Origin of the sequence: Yersinia sp. SCPM-O-B-9106 (C-191), assembly GCF_026183365.1 — a bacterium.
Lineage (GTDB): Bacteria > Pseudomonadota > Gammaproteobacteria > Enterobacterales > Enterobacteriaceae > Yersinia > Yersinia rochesterensis.
Genome location: NZ_CP110791.1, coordinates 4,104,495 through 4,121,225 on the forward strand (window position 1 = coordinate 4,104,495; position 16,731 = coordinate 4,121,225).

Below are 16,731 nucleotides of genomic sequence, written 5' to 3' on the forward strand. Positions count from 1 at the left end.
TTACTTCTCACTGTCTACCAGGCCGCGAACAAACCAGCGCTGCATCAGAAGGACCACCGCGACCGGTGGAATTAAAGTCAAAATCATTGCTGCCATCACCTGATTCCACTGGGTTGGAGCGCCCGAGCTGGAAATCATGCTTCTTATTCCCGCGACCGCCGTGCCCATAGAAGCATCGCTGGTAATCAGGATTGGCCAGAGATATTGGTTCCAACCATAGATAAAAGTGATAACAAACAGGGCCGCCAAATTGGTTTTGGACAGCGGCAAGACAATGTCCCAGAAAAAGCGCATGGCACCCGCGCCATCAATGCGCGCGGCTTCCAATAACTCATCCGGCAAGGTCATAAAGAACTGGCGGAACAAGAAGGTTGCGGTAGCGGACGCCATCAGCGGCAGAGTCAGGCCGGTGTAGCTGTCCAGCATGTCCAGGTTGGCAATGACTTGAATCGTCGGGAAAATTCGCACTTCCACCGGCAGCATCAGGGTCAGGAAAATCAACCAGAAAAACAGATTGCGCAGCGGGAAACGGAAGTAAACGATGGCATAAGCAGACAACATTGATACCGTAATTTTGCCGATGGTAATCGCAAACGCCATCACAAAGCTGTTAAACAGCATCAGCCCAAAGGGGGCACTGTTATTGCCCACTCCGGTATGCCAAATATGGCTGATGTTTTGCCATAAATGTGGCCCCGGAATCAGGGTCATGGGCACCTGAAACACCTGAGTGTCATCCAGAGACGCTGCGACAAAAGCCACATACAGCGGGAACAAGATCAATAGCACGCCAATAATCAGCATGACATGGCAAAAGATATCCAGCCCACGGCGATTCTCAATCATTGGTAACGCACCTTACGCTCAACAAAGCGGAACTGGATAACCGTCAGGCCAATCACCAGCAACATCAAAACAACTGACTGAGCCGCTGAACTGGATAAATCCAACCCGGCAAAGCCTTCGCGGTAAATTTTATAAATCAGGGTGGTGGTCGCCTGTACCGGGCCGCCGCCTGTCGCGGCATCAATAACCGGGAAAGTATCGAAGAAGGCATAAACCAAATTCACCACCAGCAAGAAGAAACTCACCGGCGAAATCAGCGGCAACACCAGATTGAAGAAGCGGCGAACGGGCCCCGCCCCATCAATAGCCGCAGCCTCAACTAATGAGCGCGGGATCGATTGCAGTGCGGCAAGGAAAAATAAGAAGTTATAACTGATTTGTTTCCATACCGAAGCCAACACCACCAGAAACATCGCCTGACCACTATTTTGTGCGTGATTCCAGTTGTAGCCCAGCGTGGCAAGAAAATGGGTTATCAACCCCAGCCCCGGATTGAATAGAAATATCCACAACACCGCAGCCACGGCGGGGGCGACGGCATAAGGTAAAATCATTAAAGTTTGATAGATGCGGCTGCCACGTAAAACGTAATCCACCATCGCCGCCAAGAATAGCGACACCACCAGACCGATGCCCGCCACCAGCGAGCTGAAAATTAGCGTGGTATAAAACGAAGCCAAATAGTATTCATCGTGAAACAACGCAATAAAGTTACTCAGCCCGACAAACTGGCTGGAGAGGCCGAATGGGTCCAGCATTTGCACCGAATACCACAGCGCTTCGCCCGCTGGCCACAAAAAGAAAACAGCGGTGATGGCCAGTTGCGGTAATACCAACAGGTAAGGTAACCAACTACAGGAAAAACCGGGACGGGAAGATGACATAGAATTAACCGTTTATCTGACGTGGATTGATTAGCACCAGAGCGCCAATCGAAAACGCCATGTCCTGACTCAATACAGTACAAACTATTTGGCGTTACTGGCGCAGTCAGTTTGGGAGCAGCCAGCGCACAAGCCCCGGAGCGTACACATCGTACGTGAGGAGACCGAGCACTGCCCAACCCCAAACTGACAAGTAAAGTAGTCAAATAACCTTATTTGTTGGTTTGCTCGAAGCGGCGCAACAACACATCACCTCGGGACACCGCGGTATCTAATGCTTGTTGCGGCGTTTTCTTACCCGTCCAAACGCCTTCCAGCTCTTCGTCTACCACAGTGCGAATCTGCGGCATATTGCCCAGACGCAAGCCCTTGGTGTATGGCAATGGCGGTTTGTTCAGCATTTGGCGAGTTGCAACATCGGCACCTGGATTCTTATCATAGAAACCCTGCTGCTTCGTCAGCTCATAAGCGGCGGTGGTGATAGGCAAGTAGCCTGTCTTCTGGTGCCATTCGGCGGCAATTTCCGGTTGGGTCAGGAATTGCAGGAATTCAGCCACGCCCTTGTAGGTATCTTTGTCTTTACCCTCCATTACCCACAAGCTGGCCCCACCAATAATGGCGTTTTGTGGTGCGTTTTTCTCATCGGCATCGTAAGGCATCATACCCACGCCGTAGTTAAATTTGGCGTAATGGCGGATATCGGCGAGAGAACCGGAAGAGGCGGTGGTAATGGCACAGTCGCCGTTATAGAACTTGGCGGTCGATTCATCTTTGCGGCCAAAATAGGTAAAATCACCTTTTTTGTTCATATCCGACAGCAATTGGATATGTTTAACCTGCACTGGTTTGTTGAATTCCAATACGGCATCAGTGCCATCAAAACCATTATTACGGCTGGCAATTGGCTGACCATGCCAGGCGCTGAAGTTTTCAATTTGAATCCAACCCTGCCAACCGCTGGCGTAACCACAAGTTGCTCCTGCGGCACGTAATTTAGCGGTGTCTTCGGCCAGTTCTTGCCATGTTTTAGGCGGTTGATCTGGATTCAGACCGGCTTTCTTAAATGCATCTTTGTTGTAATACAGCACGGGTGTAGAGCTGTTAAACGGCTGAGATAATAAGTGCCCGGTTTTGGCATCAGTGTAATAACCCGCAACCGTTGGGACGAAAACGGATTCATCAAACTTAATATCAGCGTCTTTGAATACCTGGAATACCGGTTTGATAGCCTTACTCGCCATCATGGTTGCGGTGCCCACTTCATAGACCTGCAAGATTGCGGGGGCTTTCCCTGAGCGGAAAGCAGCAATACCCGCCGCCAGACTTTGTTCGTAGTTACCTTTATAGACCGGTACAATTTTATAATCGGTATGCGACTGATTAAAGCGATCAGCTAATGAGTTAACTTCAACCCCTAACTCCCCCTCCATTGAATGCCAGAAAGGAATTTCAGTTACCGCCATCGCATTAGCACTGAATGCCAAAGTAAGCGCGATACAAATCGATGTTTTACGAATAGTGTTATTAAACATATCTAGCCCCTGAATAAATCCGTCTGGCTCATCTCAATAAACTGTGGTGAATGAGCGAAATAAATCAGTTTTTGTTCGAAAGCAAACATGACACCGTTTCATGACAGAAATATAACTCTCAGATGACATAAAAATGACAAAAAGTAAGGATAAAAATCCAATTATCGATTAACCTTGCGACTACTCACTAATAAAATTATTTTTTAACTAAAACAACAATAATTTTATTAGGCGTTATCCGATGAAAGAAATAAAAACAAAAATATCGATTAGGTATTTATTTCATCGTTCAACTTATATTTATTTTATTTCCTTAAATTGGTTGTATCATTATTGATGATCCTCTATCTCACATGTTAATGTTTGTCCGCCTTGTGAGTGACACTATATTAACACGACTATATTAACACCCTCGTTATTGTTCCGTTATATAACTCACAAGAGCAACCAAGGAAATAACTCCCATTCATATATTGAATGGGGCTTAATACAAAGGACACTCAGGTATCTATGATGAAAAAAACTCTATTATCTATTATGACTGTGGCAATATTGGCCAGCAGTACTATTGCTCATGCGCAACCATTCGATAAAGACATACCGGTTACAGCAGAAATTAATGGTTCAATCAGCATGACAAAAGGTAATGGTGATCCATTTAATAATATCGCCATGGACTATGACCATGTTAGCAATGATGGCACGTATGAATACACAGAGAATGTTAAGATAACGAGTAATACTGGAGCTAGAGTCAACATCAAGCTCAGAAACCCACTCGTTCTAGAGGGCGACGCTGACGGTCCGGTAAAAACATTTAATGATGTTGTCGTGCAGTTAGGCCGCACACAACTCAATGGAGCAGGGGCAAGTTTCGCATTAGGTGTTCATAATGAGATAAACCATGCGTTAACAATAAGAGCAAAAAAACCCGCAGAAGCCCTATCTGGCGAAACGTATACAGGGACGCTTCAACTTACTATCGAAGATGATATTTAATCACACATCAGTTAAATAAATATATGCAGTCAGGAGCTTAACCATCTGACTGCTTTATCCTTTGACTTAAATATATATCATCATGGTCTAATGGAAACCATCAACACATAAAGTATATTCGTCTGAGGAGATCTGTTTCTATAAAAACGACCAATAATGGAATGGAATCCAATGAAAAAAAACATGAGTATCAATCAGATCGTTTTATTGTCTTTACTACTCCCAATATTTAATTCAATACATGCAAAAAATATAACCATCGAGCATTTAGTCCCTGCTGGGTTTTCAGCTGTTGAAGAGAATGGCACGATGAAGTTATTGGGTATATTTGATGGGAAAATATTGCCAGAAAAAATAGTTTTCTCAGAAGAGAAACAATCTTTAAGTTTCGACCATCAGCAATATCGCGATAACAATGTTGATGAACAGTCAATCATATTATTAGAGCAAATTTTGCTCCACATCCCCTATTTACAATGCCAAAATGGTTGTGACTATATTGTATCTGGATATAACGTCATTCTGGATAAGATAAATCAGGTTATCACCATCACCAATAATGACAGCCGCTACCTGATGCCAACCACTACGTGGGGATTGGTGCATAACCAATCTTTTGACCTGCGCATGACAGCGAAAAACTACCGTGCTATCTCTGCCCGCGGGAATGGCTACCTCGGGCTTCCGCTGCAATCTTATGGTTTTGTGCAATGGTTCTATAACACTGCCCGTTCGAAGAGAAATTACCCGTTCGTAAATCAATCGCAATACCAGCAGATGACTCAAATGGGCATTGACAGTTGGTACCTGCAAAAGAACTTTCAAACCCTTTACTTACGAGCAGGTAAGCAAAATAACCTGGATAACAGCGCGGGCAGTATCCATACCCTAATTAATCCAGCGCTAGAACAGTTTGTGACCATGGGTAGCCAAAGCTATTTAGCCCTCGATAAGCCCTCGGCAGGTAGTCTGGTACTGTACGCAATCTCAGATGGCGATTATGAAATCTATCGTGATAACCAACTTATCCGTCGTATTCCTGCACAAATTGGCCGTAATGAAATTGATTACAGCCAACTCCCTGGCGGCTATTACAATGTTGATATTCGCTTAGTGGATAACACTGGCCGCGTCGTCAGCCAAGAAAGTCAAGCCATCAGCAATTTAGGTACTCAAACCAATGATGGTTGGTTCCTGACCATGGGCCAGGGGACGACACGTAGCAAACACCATTCTCATCATCTGGCGCAATTTGGCCGCAGTATGAAAATACAAAATGTTCAAACCAATATCTCGTTACTTAAAGATAATAGTCGCCACTGGGCGGCAGAAGCGAACATATCGCGTCCATTAGGGTTTTCTGGCTTTAATATCACGCCCACCTTTAGCATGATGTCTGGTGAAAAACACGGTGGGGGCTATCTGCGTTTAGAGGGTGGAAATTCTGCAATAGGATATTTCACTGCGGCCCGTTATCAAACACCCGATGTGTCGATATATGCACCAAACTCGGGCAGTACATCAGCCTCTTATAGCCGCCGTTTAGGGCCAACTCAACTTAGTTATCAATTCAACCAATATAAAAGTCATCATCGGCATCGTATTCAAAGCAGTTGGGACTGGCGGCGGCCACAATTTGGCCTGAACCTGTCTCTTGGTCTGCAAAAAGGTGGGCAATGGCACAGCCGAAACAACTACGGGGTATTTCTTAATACCACATTGTCCTTCCGCCAGAGCCGCGCCAACATCAACAGTGCTTATGCTCAGCAGAAGTTAAACAGCAGCGCCAGTTATCAAAAAGAGTTTACGGATAGCTATGGCACCAGCGCTTTGGGTATTAATGGCAGCACCAGTGGCAAAATCAATGGCATCGGCACTTTTGCTCAACGCAGTGGAAGTCGCGGGGATATTTCTGCCCGAGCAGGTATCGATAACAAGATAGCCAACGGCAGCATCAGCTACAGAGGCATGCTAGCCATTAGTCCACAAGGGGCAGCATTAGGGCGCAGTAGTTACAGCGGCTCGGCATTACTGATAGAAACGCCAGAGTTATCAGGTACGCCTTATAACTTCCACGCTGAAGGCATCCCGATAAGCGGTGGAGGGATCTACGCGATACCGATTCCACGCTATCAAGACCGTTTCTTTGTCCGCACCCATAACGATAGCAGTGATCTGGATATGAACATTCAGTTGCCGGTCAATATTATCCGTGCACATCCAGGGCAAGTCTTTGTCAGCAAAGCCGATATCACTCTCGACATACTTTACAGTGGATTTCTTAAAGATAAACAAAATCAACCAATTACAGGAACAATTGAGGAGACTGGCGATACTATTCACCCCAATGGGCTATTTGCCATTAATTCTGACGTCATGTTGAAAAATATCACGGTTCAAAATGGTGCTGTCCGTTATCGCTGCAATATGCGTCAGCAACATGAGCATATTTATCGCTGTCACCCCGACCAACATCAACAGGAATGACCATGAAATATAATAAGTTACTATCGGCCATTGTCTTGCTGCTAGCCCCCATTGCTGCAACTTATGGGCAGTTAATGGCCCTTCCCACACGCACGACGGTCGAGGCTTTGGAGCAAAATCGTACAGTGCAAGTTTATAACAGTGGTGATAAAGCACTTTATTTAGATATCTCGTTACAACGGGTGGATAACCCAGGAGTGACTCCAGAAAAAAAGACACTGATCAGTGATATTCCTCAACCTGAGATAATTTTTAATCCCAGCCGGATTACATTAGGGCCGAAACAAAAGCGGGATATAAAGTTACTGCCATTAAAATCGCCCACTCAGGAAACGCTATATCGCTTGTATATCGATCCGGTAGTCGCGACCAAAGTCTCTGGAGGAAGCGAAGATAAAAGCAAAATCCACACCCCAATGACCATCAGTATTGGCTATGGCGTGCTTATTCATCATGTCCCTCCAATGGCAACGCAGTCTCGCCGCTGGCAGCATGAATGTTTGCCTGACGGGCTGATGCTCAGCTCCACAGGTAATGTCCACAATAAGTTCGCACAACTAAAATCGCGTGATAATGCCACGCTGGCGGATAGCCTAAATTTGTACCCAGGTGTGCCTATCACTTTGTCAGTAAAACAGCTTAACGGGCAGGTAGATAATGAAACCTTTACTGTTAGTTGTAGCTAGTTTATTGCCGCTGAGTGTCTTGGCTACCATCGATATTCAGCCGCATGTGTTGGAGATGCAGCAATCCAAGGCAGTGGTCAAGGTGATTAATCGGGGCATAAACACACAGTACATCAGGGTGCAACTGTCTCAGTTAAATAATCCCGGTGAATCCCCCGGGCAGGAGTCATTAACTCCTGTCGGGGAGCAATCTCATCCGATACTGTTTGCTGCCCCCTCCAAATTGACACTCGGCCCAAAGCAGAGCGCGAGAATAATCATTAAAGCATTGCAAGCACCCGATAAAGAGCAAGTTTATCGATTATCCGTCGCACCTGAAAACACCCTGAAAGTCACTGGTGGTGAAGGTGCAGTTGTCGGCGTACAGCTAAGTTATATGGGGTTGGTCAGACATTTGCCGGCCTCACTGCGACCGCAGTGGGTGCATCACTGTATTGGCGGAAAGTTAGCGTTAGAAAATACAGGGAATACCCGCCTACAGTGGCATCAGTTGAAAACCCCATTGGGAGAAGTAGACGATTTTAATCTCTATCCCGAACAATTCCGGCAACTGCCCTTCAGCAATATACAAGGGATGATTGAGGATAAATTATTCAGCTTGCAGTGCTCTGCTGGATAAAGATTAAGGAGCATTATGAACATGATAAAGATAGCAGCCATATTACTATTGCTGCCCTGGCAAGCAGCTTCAGAAGGTATTCCAATACCTCTAGGGGATATTAACGTCAAATTAGACATTACCGCACAGCCCAGAATCGAAGTAGAAAAACCACAGGGCGGTTGGTATGACAATATTAAACTTAATCCTAGCCTGGAAAATCATAAGATTTATCAATCTGAAGTTCCTGTAACAGTAAAGCTACGGCGGCAAGAGGGGTTCCGAGTTTCAGTTAAAAACCCATTGATACTGGTACGTCAGGCGAATAATTCTGGTGCGCAGGAAGTGGCATTCTCTCCGGCAGAAATACGCTGGGGGCGTGACCACGCAACTTTACAGCCACTATCAGCTATTCCCGAAGTATTCATCATAGATAAGGGAACAACTCATTCGGTTGGCACTGACTATATATTGCAAATTTCGGCATTGGCTCCCAACGAACCAGATACTGCAGGGAAATATTACGGGCAGCTGACATTAATATTTGAAACGAACAGCTAATACTCATCGTTGACTGTCATGGAGAGACACGAAATGAATACTACAAGCAGAAAACTATTGATGGGACTATTATTGTTAATATTACACCCCGTCGCGATGGCTAATCCTTATTTTTATGACTATACACAATACTACTCTAACTGCTCAGCAAAACTATTAGATGATGGCAGTGTGAAAGTTTCTTTTCAAGCACGTCTGATTGATGGCTTGTTTGGTCTGAATGCGGGTGGGCATCGTATAAAGTGGAAGGAGCTAATCAATATTTCTGATGCTAACTTGAAAAATACATCATTACATTCACGTAAAGCCCTACTTTCACTCTATTTTTATAATGCTGATGGCTCACCAAATTTAAATATTAAGCTACAAGACCTACATGATATTTCTCTTAATGGTATTTACCATGATCGGTCGAGCAATAATATTAAAGTAATTAAGTTTAAAAATAATTCAAGTGCCTTTAACGTTACTCACTACCATGTATCATTTACGGTTAATGCAAATGCCCTGAAAAATATCAGAATAGGGGCAACTGTTGGTGGTGTGCTTATTTCCAATGACCAAAAACATCCTTTACTTTCATCCAGAGGAGTTTCTTTTAGCCCGTCAGGAAACCAATGCGAATCTTTTGACCCTCAAGCGAATATGGCACCATCGACTCTAAAAGTTGATCCTAAATTTCGTTTAGCTACCGCAACATGGCGATTAAAAAGTATCGATTTAGATAATCTACTCGATAAAACTGCCGGTGGCAGTGGTTTACATGCCCCACTGATACATCCAGCCAGCAATCGTTTTTGTATCAGCTATCGGGCTATAGGAATACAAAACACCCGTTATATGATAAGTGCCAGTAATATAAATGGGTTAGCACCAAACAACCGATATTTTCAATTAAAAGAAAGTAAAGGGAATAACATTATCAACTATAATGTAGCACTTAAAAGTGATGAAGATGCCAAAACAGACTTTTCATTACCACTCAATAAAAAATTCATACAGTTGAAAGATGATAATCACGCGGGGGAGGAACAAATGTGTTGGTCACCAAAAATACGACTTTACCCTACTGATACCACCGATAAAGGTAGTTATAGCGATACACTTAATTTTACTATTATTCCTTTAGCATAAAATTTATTAGATAAGTAATAAGGCCCGGATCTGGGCCTTATTTAAGATGCAGGCAATGTGAAGAAAAAGTACTTAGCCGCCTAAATAAGCAGAGCGCACGGCTTCATTCGCCAACAAGGCAGCACCGGTATCTTCCAGAACGATACGCCCATTCTCTAGCACATAGCCTCGGTCAGCCAATTTCAGCGCCTGATTAGCATTCTGTTCAACCAAGAAGATTGTCATTCCCTCTTCCCGTAGCTGTTGAATAGTATCGAATATTTGTAAAATGATAATCGGTGCCAACCCCAAAGATGGCTCATCCAACAATAACAATTTAGGCTGGCTCATCAACGCGCGTCCAATCGCCAACATTTGTTGTTCGCCACCAGACATGGTGCCAGATCGCTGAATACGGCGTTCAAACAGCCGCGGAAATAAGTCGTAAACCCGCTCAATACGTTGCTGATATTGCTGACGATCAGCAAAGAACCCGCCCATTGCAAGGTTCTCTTCAACTGTCATACGGGAAAATACCCGTCGCCCCTCCGGCACAATGGCAATCGCCTCACGCATAATACGCGCGGTTTGCCAGTCCGTAATATCCTGCTCGCCGAAAACAATGCGGCCCTCGGTAGCTCGCGGTTCACCGCACAATGTGCCCAACAGAGTGGTTTTACCCGCACCATTGGCGCCAATCAATGTAACAATTTCACCTTGCTGGATGTGCAGACTAACCTGATGCAATGCCTGAATTTTGCCGTAATGGGCGGAAACTTTATTAAATGACAACATGTTATGTTTATGCCTCGCCCGTTTCTTATTTATCTAAAAATACTTTTACTTAAAAATAAGTTATTCGCCCAAATAGGCCCGGATCACATCTGGATTATTACGGATTTCTGCTGGTAAGCCCTGAGCCAACGGGGTTCCCTGATTCACTACATAAATACGATCAGAAATCCCCATCACCAGTTTCATATCATGCTCAATCAGCAATACAGAAACTTGCTGTTGGTCGCGCAGTTCCATAATCAATTGATTCAGTTCATCAGTTTCTTTCGGGTTCAGGCCAGCTGCCGGTTCATCTAGCATTAATAGCTCAGGGCGGGTCACCATACAGCGGGCAATTTCTAAACGCCGTTGCTGACCATAAGCCAGATTTCCTGCCTGGCGGTTAGCCAGTTCCAATAATCCGACCCGCTCTAACCAAGTTGCGGCACGTTCCAATGCATCGGCCTCTGCCCGCCGAAAACCCGGCGTTTTCAGTAGGCCAGCAAACACACCGCTTTTAAGATGCTGATGCTGTGCCACCAGCAAGTTCTCAACCACCGTCATTTCACGGAACAAACGCACGTGTTGGAAAGTGCGAATCACCCCCATCCGAGCAATGACCTGCCCTGGTAGCCCTTCAATATGGCGATCACGCAATTTAATGGTGCCACCTGTCGGGCGATAAAAGCCGGTCAGGCAGTTAAAGATAGTGGTTTTACCGGCACCATTCGGACCAATCAGTGAGACAATCTCACCATGATTGAGATTCAGGCCAACATTATTTACCGCCAATAACCCGCCAAAACGCATCGATAGCCCTTCAACCGCTAACAAAGGTTGCGTATTCATGCTTGTTCCCCCTGTTTAGCTTTGATATCGGCGACTTTCAGTTTCAACTGTGGCCGTTTCATCGGTAATAGGCCCTGCGGACGCCAGATCATCATCAACACCATCAATGCACCCAACAGCAACATACTGTACGCATTGAGATCTCGCATTAATTCACGCGAAACCACTAGTAATACGGCCGCCAGAATAACAGCGAACTGTGACCCCATCCCGCCTAATACCACGATTGCCAGTACAAAAGCCGATTCTACAAAAGTGAAAGACTCAGGGCTAACAAACCCTTGTCGAGCAGCAAACAGCGTGCCCGCAAAACCGGCAAAAGCAGCACTGATGGTAAACGCGGTCAGCTTGATTTTAGTTGGGCTCAGGCCCAATGAGCGGCAAGCAATTTCGTCTTCACGCAATGCTTCCCAAGCCCGGCCCAGCGGCATGCGGAGCAACCGGTTAATCACAAATAGAGTCAGGATTACCAGCAGCAGCGCCACCAGATACAGGAAAATAATGCGGTCACTTGGGTCGTACGTCAGGCCAAAGAAATTATGGAAAGTATCCCAGCCGCCGTCTTTCGCGGTGCGACTGAATTCCAAACCAAACAGTGTCGGTTTAGGAATTTGGCTAATCCCATTCGGCCCACCGGTAATTTCAGTATTATTGAGCAGCAAAATACGCACAATTTCACCGAAGCCCAGTGTCACAATCGCCAAATAATCCCCACGTAGGCGTAAAACAGGGAACCCGAGCAGGAAGCCGGACAGTGCCGCGACAATCCCCGCCAGGGGTAAACTCTCCCAGAAACCCAAACCGTAATAGTGATTCAGCAGAGCATAGGTATAAGCGCCGATAGCATAAAAACCACCGTAGCCCAGTACCAGCAAGCCTGATAGCCCGACCACAACATTCAATCCCAGCCCTAGCATGACGTAAATCAGTGTCAGGGTGGCGATATCTACCGAACCTCGGGAGACCAAAAATGGCCAGGCTATTGCAGCAATAATAATCGCAGCCGCCAATAATTTCTGGCGCGGGGTGGTGCCATCAAAGCTGGGTAATACCCATGCTGGGCCAGAGACCTTTTTAATCCCTTGCTGGATGAACGGCCGCACTAATTGGAAGAAAAATACTACGATGCAAGCTGCGCCAATCCACAACCAGCGAACCTCTGAAGCCCCTTGCACTATAAGCTTGGTGCCGTCTAACTGCAGCTGCAATCCCATCACAAACGAGGCAAGGACGAGTAAAACAAAACTGGAAATAATGGCGTTAAGGAAGTTGAGTTGTTTCATACCTTTTCAACCTCCGGACGGCCTAAGATCCCGGTAGGCATCACTAATAACACAACAATCAGCAGCGCAAATGAAACTGCATCTTTATATTCTGTGCTGAGATATGCAGAAGTTAATGCTTCGGCCACACCCAGAATCAAACCACCGATCATCGCACCCGGAATACTGCCGATCCCACCTAACACTGCGGCGGTAAATGCTTTCATGCCAGCCATAAAGCCGATGTATGGGTTAATGACGCCATAAAACTGCCCCAATAAGACCCCGGCGACGGCGGCCATCAGCGCCCCGATAACAAAAGTCAGTGAGATAACTCGGTCAGTATTAATGCCCAGCAAACTGGCCATTTTTAAATCTTCAGCACAGGCTCGGCATGCGCGCCCCATGCGGGAATAACGGATAAAGAGTGTCAGCGCCAACATGGCCAAGAAGGTGACTATCCAAATGGTCAACTGCATGGTGCTGATGGTTGCGGCAAAGCCATTAGTTTCAGCCAACGTCCACTGACCAGTAACCAAGCTCGGTAGAGCCAAATCCCGCGAGCCTTGATTTAGGCTGACGTAGTTTTGCAGGAAGATAGACATCCCGATCGCCGAGATCAACGCGATCAAGCGCTTAGAGCTACGAACCGGTTTATACGCCACCCGTTCAATACTCCAGCCATAAGCACTAGCAATAACAATTGAGACGAGAAAAGCAGAGCCTATCAATAACCAACTGGCATCAATCCCCACCATCATCAATGCGGCAATCACGATAAAGGAGACGTAGCTGCTGATCATATACACTTCGCCGTGGGCAAAGTTGATCATGCCGATAATGCCATACACCATGGTGTAACCAATGGCGATCAGCGCATAAGTGCTGCCCAACGTAACCCCGTTGAACATCTGTTGCAGGAAATAAAGAAACTGCTCTGACATACTCTAACCCTTTGATTCACTTGCCTGGCTGCCCTAGCCAACTGCACCAAATCTACTGTGCGCAGTGAGGAAAAATCCCCCCGAAACCTGGGGGGATACAGTTGGTAAAAGGGGCCGGATTGCTGCAACAGCAACCCTAAAACTTGATGATTCTAATATTATTGTTATTTGACTGCGGTTGATGAACCATCCGCATGCCATTCAAAAATACCGAATTCAAACCCTTTCAAATCGCCTTTATCATCCCAGTTCAGCGGCCCCATCACGGTTTCCACCGGCTTACCAGTTTTCAGATCTTTGACCAAATCAGCAGGTTCTTGGCTACCACTCCGCTCCATCGCGGTAGTCAGCGATTGCAGCGCAGCATAAGTTGTCCAAACGAATGGGCCGGTTGGGTCGAGTTTCTTCGCTTTCAGCGCATCAACAATAGGTTGGTTAGCAGGAACCTGATCATAACGTTTTGGTAAAGTTACCAGCATGCCTTCAGAAGCATCACCCGCGATGTTAGACAGTGAGGAGTTACCCACGCCCTCTGGGCCCATAAAGCGTGCTGTCAGGCCAGCTTGCTTAGCCTGACGCAGGATTTGCCCCATCTCTGGGTAGTACCCGCCGAAATAAACAAAATCAACATTCTCTTTCTTCAAACGAGCAACCAAGGTAGAGAAATCTTTATCACCGGCGGTCACCCCCTCAAACAGCACAGGTTCTGTACCTTGCTTTTTCAGGCTCTCACGCACGGAGCGCGCCAAACCTTCGCCATATTGCTGCTTATCATGTACCACAGCGATACGTTTAGGTTTGATGGTTTCAAGGATATATTTAGCTGCTGTTGGGCCTTGGTCAGAATCCAGACCGGTGGTCCGCATGATCATTTTATAACCACGGGTGGTCAGATCAGCATTGGTTGCAGCAGGGGTGATCATAATCACGCCTTCATCTTCATAAATATCTGAAGCAGGCTGAGTTGAAGAGGAGCACAGGTGGCCGATAACGTAACGAATGCCATCGTTAATCACTTTGTTGGCAACAGCTACGGCTTGTTTCGGGTCGCAAGCATCATCATATTCCACGCCGACCAGCTTATCGCCATTAATTCCGCCTTTGGCATTGATATCAGCAATCGCCTGACGTGCACCGGTAAATTCCATGTCACCGTATTGGGCCACCGGGCCGGACATCGCGCCAACAATGGCAACTTTGATGTCTTTCGCCAGCACAGAATGGCTCATCGCCATTGCTATACACCCAGCCAGCAACATTTTACCTTTTGTTAATTTCATCCGCGAATTCCCCATCTGTCATTGTGAACGTGCTTGTTGTGTTGGTCTTAACGTTTTATAGCGCCGTAACGTTTTATTCATAAGTAATAATGATTTAGTCTCAAAAGTGATGCTTTTTTCTAATAAGACTTTATTTTTCATGCTATTAAACAGGAGTTTTATGCTGTAAATCAACTGAGACAAGCAGAAACAAGCGGTGTAAACAGCATAAAATTAGGATTAAATTGAATGGGTTTTGCACAAATGCTAGTGAGTTGTGCTGGTTATGTGATCATTTACTCTGTTAAAACTCGGAAAATGCAGTAGCGAAAAAACATTTTCCCCCATGAACGTACAGAAAAACTTACACAACTCTCTGACCTATGATCTAGTACAATAAACCATAGCCCTATAACCCTTACATTTCTGCGGTTTATCGACGATGAAACTGACTATTGAACGTTTAACAAACCTTACCCATCAGGACCTTATCGATTTAGCTAAAATTTGGCCCGAACAGCAACAAACCCGTTGGCTGCAATGGATTAATGACGGCAAGCCACTCTTCGCTGCGCGATTTAATGAGCGTTTGTTAGGTGCAGTGAAAGTTACGGTAGATGGCCAACAGGCTGAACTTGAGGATTTGTGTGTCAGGGAAGTGACGCGGCGGCGCGGCGTCGGGCTTTATCTCATTGAAGAAACATTGCGTCAGTTGCCCACGATTCAGCAGTGGAATTTGAGTGATAAGCAAGTCACTGCGACAAACTACGCAGCAATAGATGGCCTTCTGCGTGCCTGTGGTTTTAGCCGTAATACGCAGGGTTGGCAGCGATAACTTTCTAAATCATGGCGGTGCCGTAACTGTCAGAAAAGCAAAAGGGCGATATCAATATCGCCCTTTTTTGTATCACACAGCATCTATGTCGCTGTATTAGGCTTCAATAGCCATTCGTAATTTTTTCATCGCGTTCTTTTCAAGCTGACGAACACGTTCAGCAGATACGCCGTACTGATCAGCCAGTTCCTGCAACGTAGACTTGTTGTCATCGTCCAGCCAACGAGCACGAATAATATGCTGGCTGCGCTCGTCCAAGCCTTCCAATGCATAAGATAATTTGTCTGCCGCGTGATTGTCCCAATTATCCTCCTCGATGCCATCTGCAAAGTCTGAGGTTTTATCCTGCAAATACAGGACGGGCGCCATAGATTGGCCATCACGTGCTTCATCATCTGGAGATGGGTCAAAAGTCATATCCTGTGCGGACATGCGTGATTCCATCTCACGAACATCTTTACTGGTCACACCCAGTTCTTTGGCAACCAGCTCGACTTCATCTTGGTTAAACCAACCCAAACGCTGCTTAGTTTTACGCAGATTAAAGAATAACTTCCGTTGAGCTTTAGTGGTCGCAACTTTGACAATCCGCCAGTTACGCAAAACATATTCATGAATTTCTGCTTTGATCCAGTGTACTGCGAAAGACACCAGACGTACCCCAACTTCAGGGTTAAAACGGCGAACCGCTTTCATCAAGCCAATATTACCTTCCTGAATAAGGTCAGCCTGTGGCAAACCATACCCGGAATAGTTACGGGCAACATGAGCAACAAAGCGCAGGTGAGACAGGATTAGCTGTTTAGCCGCCCCCAGATCGCCCTGGTAATGCAGCCGTTCAGCCAGTTCCCGCTCTTCCTCTGCAGTCAGCATTGGATAGGCATTGGCAGCCCGAATATAGGCTTCCAAACTACCTTGGGGTACTAAGGCTAAAGTTTGCATTTCTTTGGTCATTCGAAACCCTCTCATTGCATGCATGTTTAGTGCAGATTTCTCTCAACGCCAATATTTTAGCACCTGCTTAAGCAGATTCAAGCGTTGGACACCTTATCATTTCACTGTGTTCTTCGACCGGCCATTGCCATAAAAGTTCAGCCTGGAT

The 16,731-nt window shown here is 46.0% G+C and carries 16 protein-coding genes; 7 read left to right on the top strand and 9 right to left on the bottom strand.

Features of this window, described 5'->3' with window-relative positions; all coding sequences use genetic code 11:
* The 3 genes from ugpE to ugpB all read right to left on the bottom strand — a co-directional run bounded on the left by ugpE (nt 1) and on the right by ugpB (nt 3,262).
* A complete protein-coding gene (ugpE, locus tag OP863_RS18510; RefSeq protein WP_265525694.1) occupies nt 1-846 on the bottom strand; it encodes a sn-glycerol-3-phosphate ABC transporter permease UgpE in 846 nt (281 codons plus the stop codon).
* The gene (gene ugpA, locus OP863_RS18515; protein ID WP_145589524.1) at nt 843-1,730 is read right to left on the bottom strand and encodes a sn-glycerol-3-phosphate ABC transporter permease UgpA; all 888 of its coding nucleotides are present in this window, start codon (nt 1,728-1,730) and stop codon (nt 843-845) included. Before ugpA ends, ugpE begins: the two co-directional genes overlap by 4 nt.
* Before the next feature lie 212 nt (nt 1,731-1,942).
* Nucleotides 1,943-3,262, bottom strand: coding sequence for a sn-glycerol-3-phosphate ABC transporter substrate-binding protein UgpB (ugpB, locus tag OP863_RS18520; RefSeq protein WP_038638308.1), 1,320 nt, complete (start codon nt 3,260-3,262; stop codon nt 1,943-1,945).
* 510 nt (nt 3,263-3,772) lie between these two features.
* Here ugpB and OP863_RS18525 point away from each other — a divergent pair.
* The 6 genes from OP863_RS18525 (at nt 3,773) to OP863_RS18550 (ending at nt 9,727) form a co-directional block, all read left to right on the top strand.
* Entirely contained in the window at nt 3,773-4,261 is a 489-nt protein-coding gene (locus OP863_RS18525) for a CS1 type fimbrial major subunit (RefSeq protein WP_265525695.1), read from the top strand.
* A gap of 156 nt (nt 4,262-4,417) precedes the next feature.
* Nucleotides 4,418-6,748 carry a TcfC E-set like domain-containing protein gene (locus OP863_RS18530; protein ID WP_416222817.1) on the top strand — a complete coding sequence of 777 codons (2,331 nt, stop codon included), beginning with the start codon at nt 4,418-4,420 and terminating at the stop codon, nt 6,746-6,748.
* 2 nt (nt 6,749-6,750) lie between these two features.
* Complete coding sequence (locus OP863_RS18535; RefSeq protein WP_145589522.1) at nt 6,751-7,434, top strand: pilus assembly protein; 684 nt, start codon at nt 6,751-6,753, stop codon at nt 7,432-7,434.
* Complete coding sequence (locus tag OP863_RS18540) at nt 7,406-8,053, top strand: hypothetical protein (protein WP_145591076.1); 648 nt, start codon at nt 7,406-7,408, stop codon at nt 8,051-8,053. The genes OP863_RS18535 and OP863_RS18540 overlap by 29 nt, the downstream gene beginning before the upstream one ends.
* Nucleotides 8,054-8,068: 15 nt before the next feature.
* Nucleotides 8,069-8,593 (top strand): hypothetical protein, encoded by a 525-nt coding sequence (locus tag OP863_RS18545; RefSeq protein WP_038638300.1) that lies wholly within the window; start codon nt 8,069-8,071, stop codon nt 8,591-8,593.
* Between the two features lie 33 nt (nt 8,594-8,626).
* Nucleotides 8,627-9,727 (top strand): hypothetical protein, encoded by a 1,101-nt coding sequence (locus tag OP863_RS18550; protein ID WP_265525697.1) that lies wholly within the window; start codon nt 8,627-8,629, stop codon nt 9,725-9,727.
* Between the two features lie 72 nt (nt 9,728-9,799).
* Here the strand turns inward: OP863_RS18550 and livF are convergent, their stop codons facing one another.
* From livF to OP863_RS18575, 5 genes are all read right to left on the bottom strand, one after another.
* Nucleotides 9,800-10,501: a high-affinity branched-chain amino acid ABC transporter ATP-binding protein LivF gene (gene livF / locus OP863_RS18555; RefSeq protein WP_038638294.1), complete on the bottom strand. Its 702-nt coding sequence runs from the start codon at nt 10,499-10,501 to the stop codon at nt 9,800-9,802.
* A gap of 60 nt (nt 10,502-10,561) precedes the next feature.
* On the bottom strand, nt 10,562-11,329 hold the full coding sequence (gene livG / locus OP863_RS18560; protein ID WP_038638292.1) for a high-affinity branched-chain amino acid ABC transporter ATP-binding protein LivG: 768 nt from the start codon (nt 11,327-11,329) through the stop codon (nt 10,562-10,564).
* Complete coding sequence (locus tag OP863_RS18565) at nt 11,326-12,612, bottom strand: high-affinity branched-chain amino acid ABC transporter permease LivM (RefSeq protein ID WP_038638289.1); 1,287 nt, start codon at nt 12,610-12,612, stop codon at nt 11,326-11,328. Before OP863_RS18565 ends, livG begins: the two co-directional genes overlap by 4 nt.
* Complete coding sequence (gene livH, locus OP863_RS18570; protein WP_004391347.1) at nt 12,609-13,535, bottom strand: high-affinity branched-chain amino acid ABC transporter permease LivH; 927 nt, start codon at nt 13,533-13,535, stop codon at nt 12,609-12,611. The genes OP863_RS18565 and livH overlap by 4 nt, the downstream gene beginning before the upstream one ends.
* 164 nt (nt 13,536-13,699) lie before the next feature.
* A complete protein-coding gene (locus tag OP863_RS18575) occupies nt 13,700-14,815 on the bottom strand; it encodes a branched-chain amino acid ABC transporter substrate-binding protein (RefSeq protein WP_145589519.1) in 1,116 nt (371 codons plus the stop codon).
* A gap of 421 nt (nt 14,816-15,236) precedes the next feature.
* Between OP863_RS18575 and panM the strand changes: the two genes are divergently transcribed.
* Nucleotides 15,237-15,629, top strand: a complete 393-nt coding sequence (gene panM, locus OP863_RS18580; RefSeq protein WP_145591072.1) for an aspartate 1-decarboxylase autocleavage activator PanM — start codon at nt 15,237-15,239, stop codon at nt 15,627-15,629.
* Between the two features lie 96 nt (nt 15,630-15,725).
* Here the strand turns inward: panM and rpoH are convergent, their stop codons facing one another.
* Nucleotides 15,726-16,583, bottom strand: coding sequence for an RNA polymerase sigma factor RpoH (gene rpoH, locus OP863_RS18585; RefSeq protein ID WP_004391342.1), 858 nt, complete (start codon nt 16,581-16,583; stop codon nt 15,726-15,728).
* Nucleotides 16,584-16,731 lie beyond the last annotated feature (148 nt).

Excerpts from the sequence above, each read along its gene's own strand:
- OP863_RS18550 (WP_265525697.1), top strand. The coding sequence starts at position 8,627 with ATGAATACTACAAGCAGAAAACTATTGATGGGACTATTATTGTTAATA.
- OP863_RS18540 (WP_145591076.1), top strand. The coding sequence starts at position 7,406 with ATGAAACCTTTACTGTTAGTTGTAGCTAGTTTATTGCCGCTGAGTGTC.
- panM (WP_145591072.1), top strand. The coding sequence starts at position 15,237 with ATGAAACTGACTATTGAACGTTTAACAAACCTTACCCATCAGGACCTT.
- livH (WP_004391347.1), bottom strand. The coding sequence starts at position 13,535 with ATGTCAGAGCAGTTTCTTTATTTCCTGCAACAGATGTTCAACGGGGTT.
- OP863_RS18525 (WP_265525695.1), top strand. The coding sequence starts at position 3,773 with ATGATGAAAAAAACTCTATTATCTATTATGACTGTGGCAATATTGGCC.
- ugpB (WP_038638308.1), bottom strand. The coding sequence starts at position 3,262 with ATGTTTAATAACACTATTCGTAAAACATCGATTTGTATCGCGCTTACT.
- livG (WP_038638292.1), bottom strand. The coding sequence starts at position 11,329 with ATGAATACGCAACCTTTGTTAGCGGTTGAAGGGCTATCGATGCGTTTT.
- ugpE (WP_265525694.1), bottom strand. The coding sequence starts at position 846 with ATGATTGAGAATCGCCGTGGGCTGGATATCTTTTGCCATGTCATGCTG.
- OP863_RS18575 (WP_145589519.1), bottom strand. The coding sequence starts at position 14,815 with ATGAAATTAACAAAAGGTAAAATGTTGCTGGCTGGGTGTATAGCAATG.
- ugpA (WP_145589524.1), bottom strand. The coding sequence starts at position 1,730 with ATGTCATCTTCCCGTCCCGGTTTTTCCTGTAGTTGGTTACCTTACCTG.
- livF (WP_038638294.1), bottom strand. The coding sequence starts at position 10,501 with ATGTTGTCATTTAATAAAGTTTCCGCCCATTACGGCAAAATTCAGGCA.
- rpoH (WP_004391342.1), bottom strand. The coding sequence starts at position 16,583 with ATGACCAAAGAAATGCAAACTTTAGCCTTAGTACCCCAAGGTAGTTTG.
- OP863_RS18535 (WP_145589522.1), top strand. The coding sequence starts at position 6,751 with ATGAAATATAATAAGTTACTATCGGCCATTGTCTTGCTGCTAGCCCCC.
- OP863_RS18530 (WP_416222817.1), top strand. The coding sequence starts at position 4,418 with ATGGAATGGAATCCAATGAAAAAAAACATGAGTATCAATCAGATCGTT.
- OP863_RS18565 (WP_038638289.1), bottom strand. The coding sequence starts at position 12,612 with ATGAAACAACTCAACTTCCTTAACGCCATTATTTCCAGTTTTGTTTTA.
- OP863_RS18545 (WP_038638300.1), top strand. The coding sequence starts at position 8,069 with ATGAACATGATAAAGATAGCAGCCATATTACTATTGCTGCCCTGGCAA.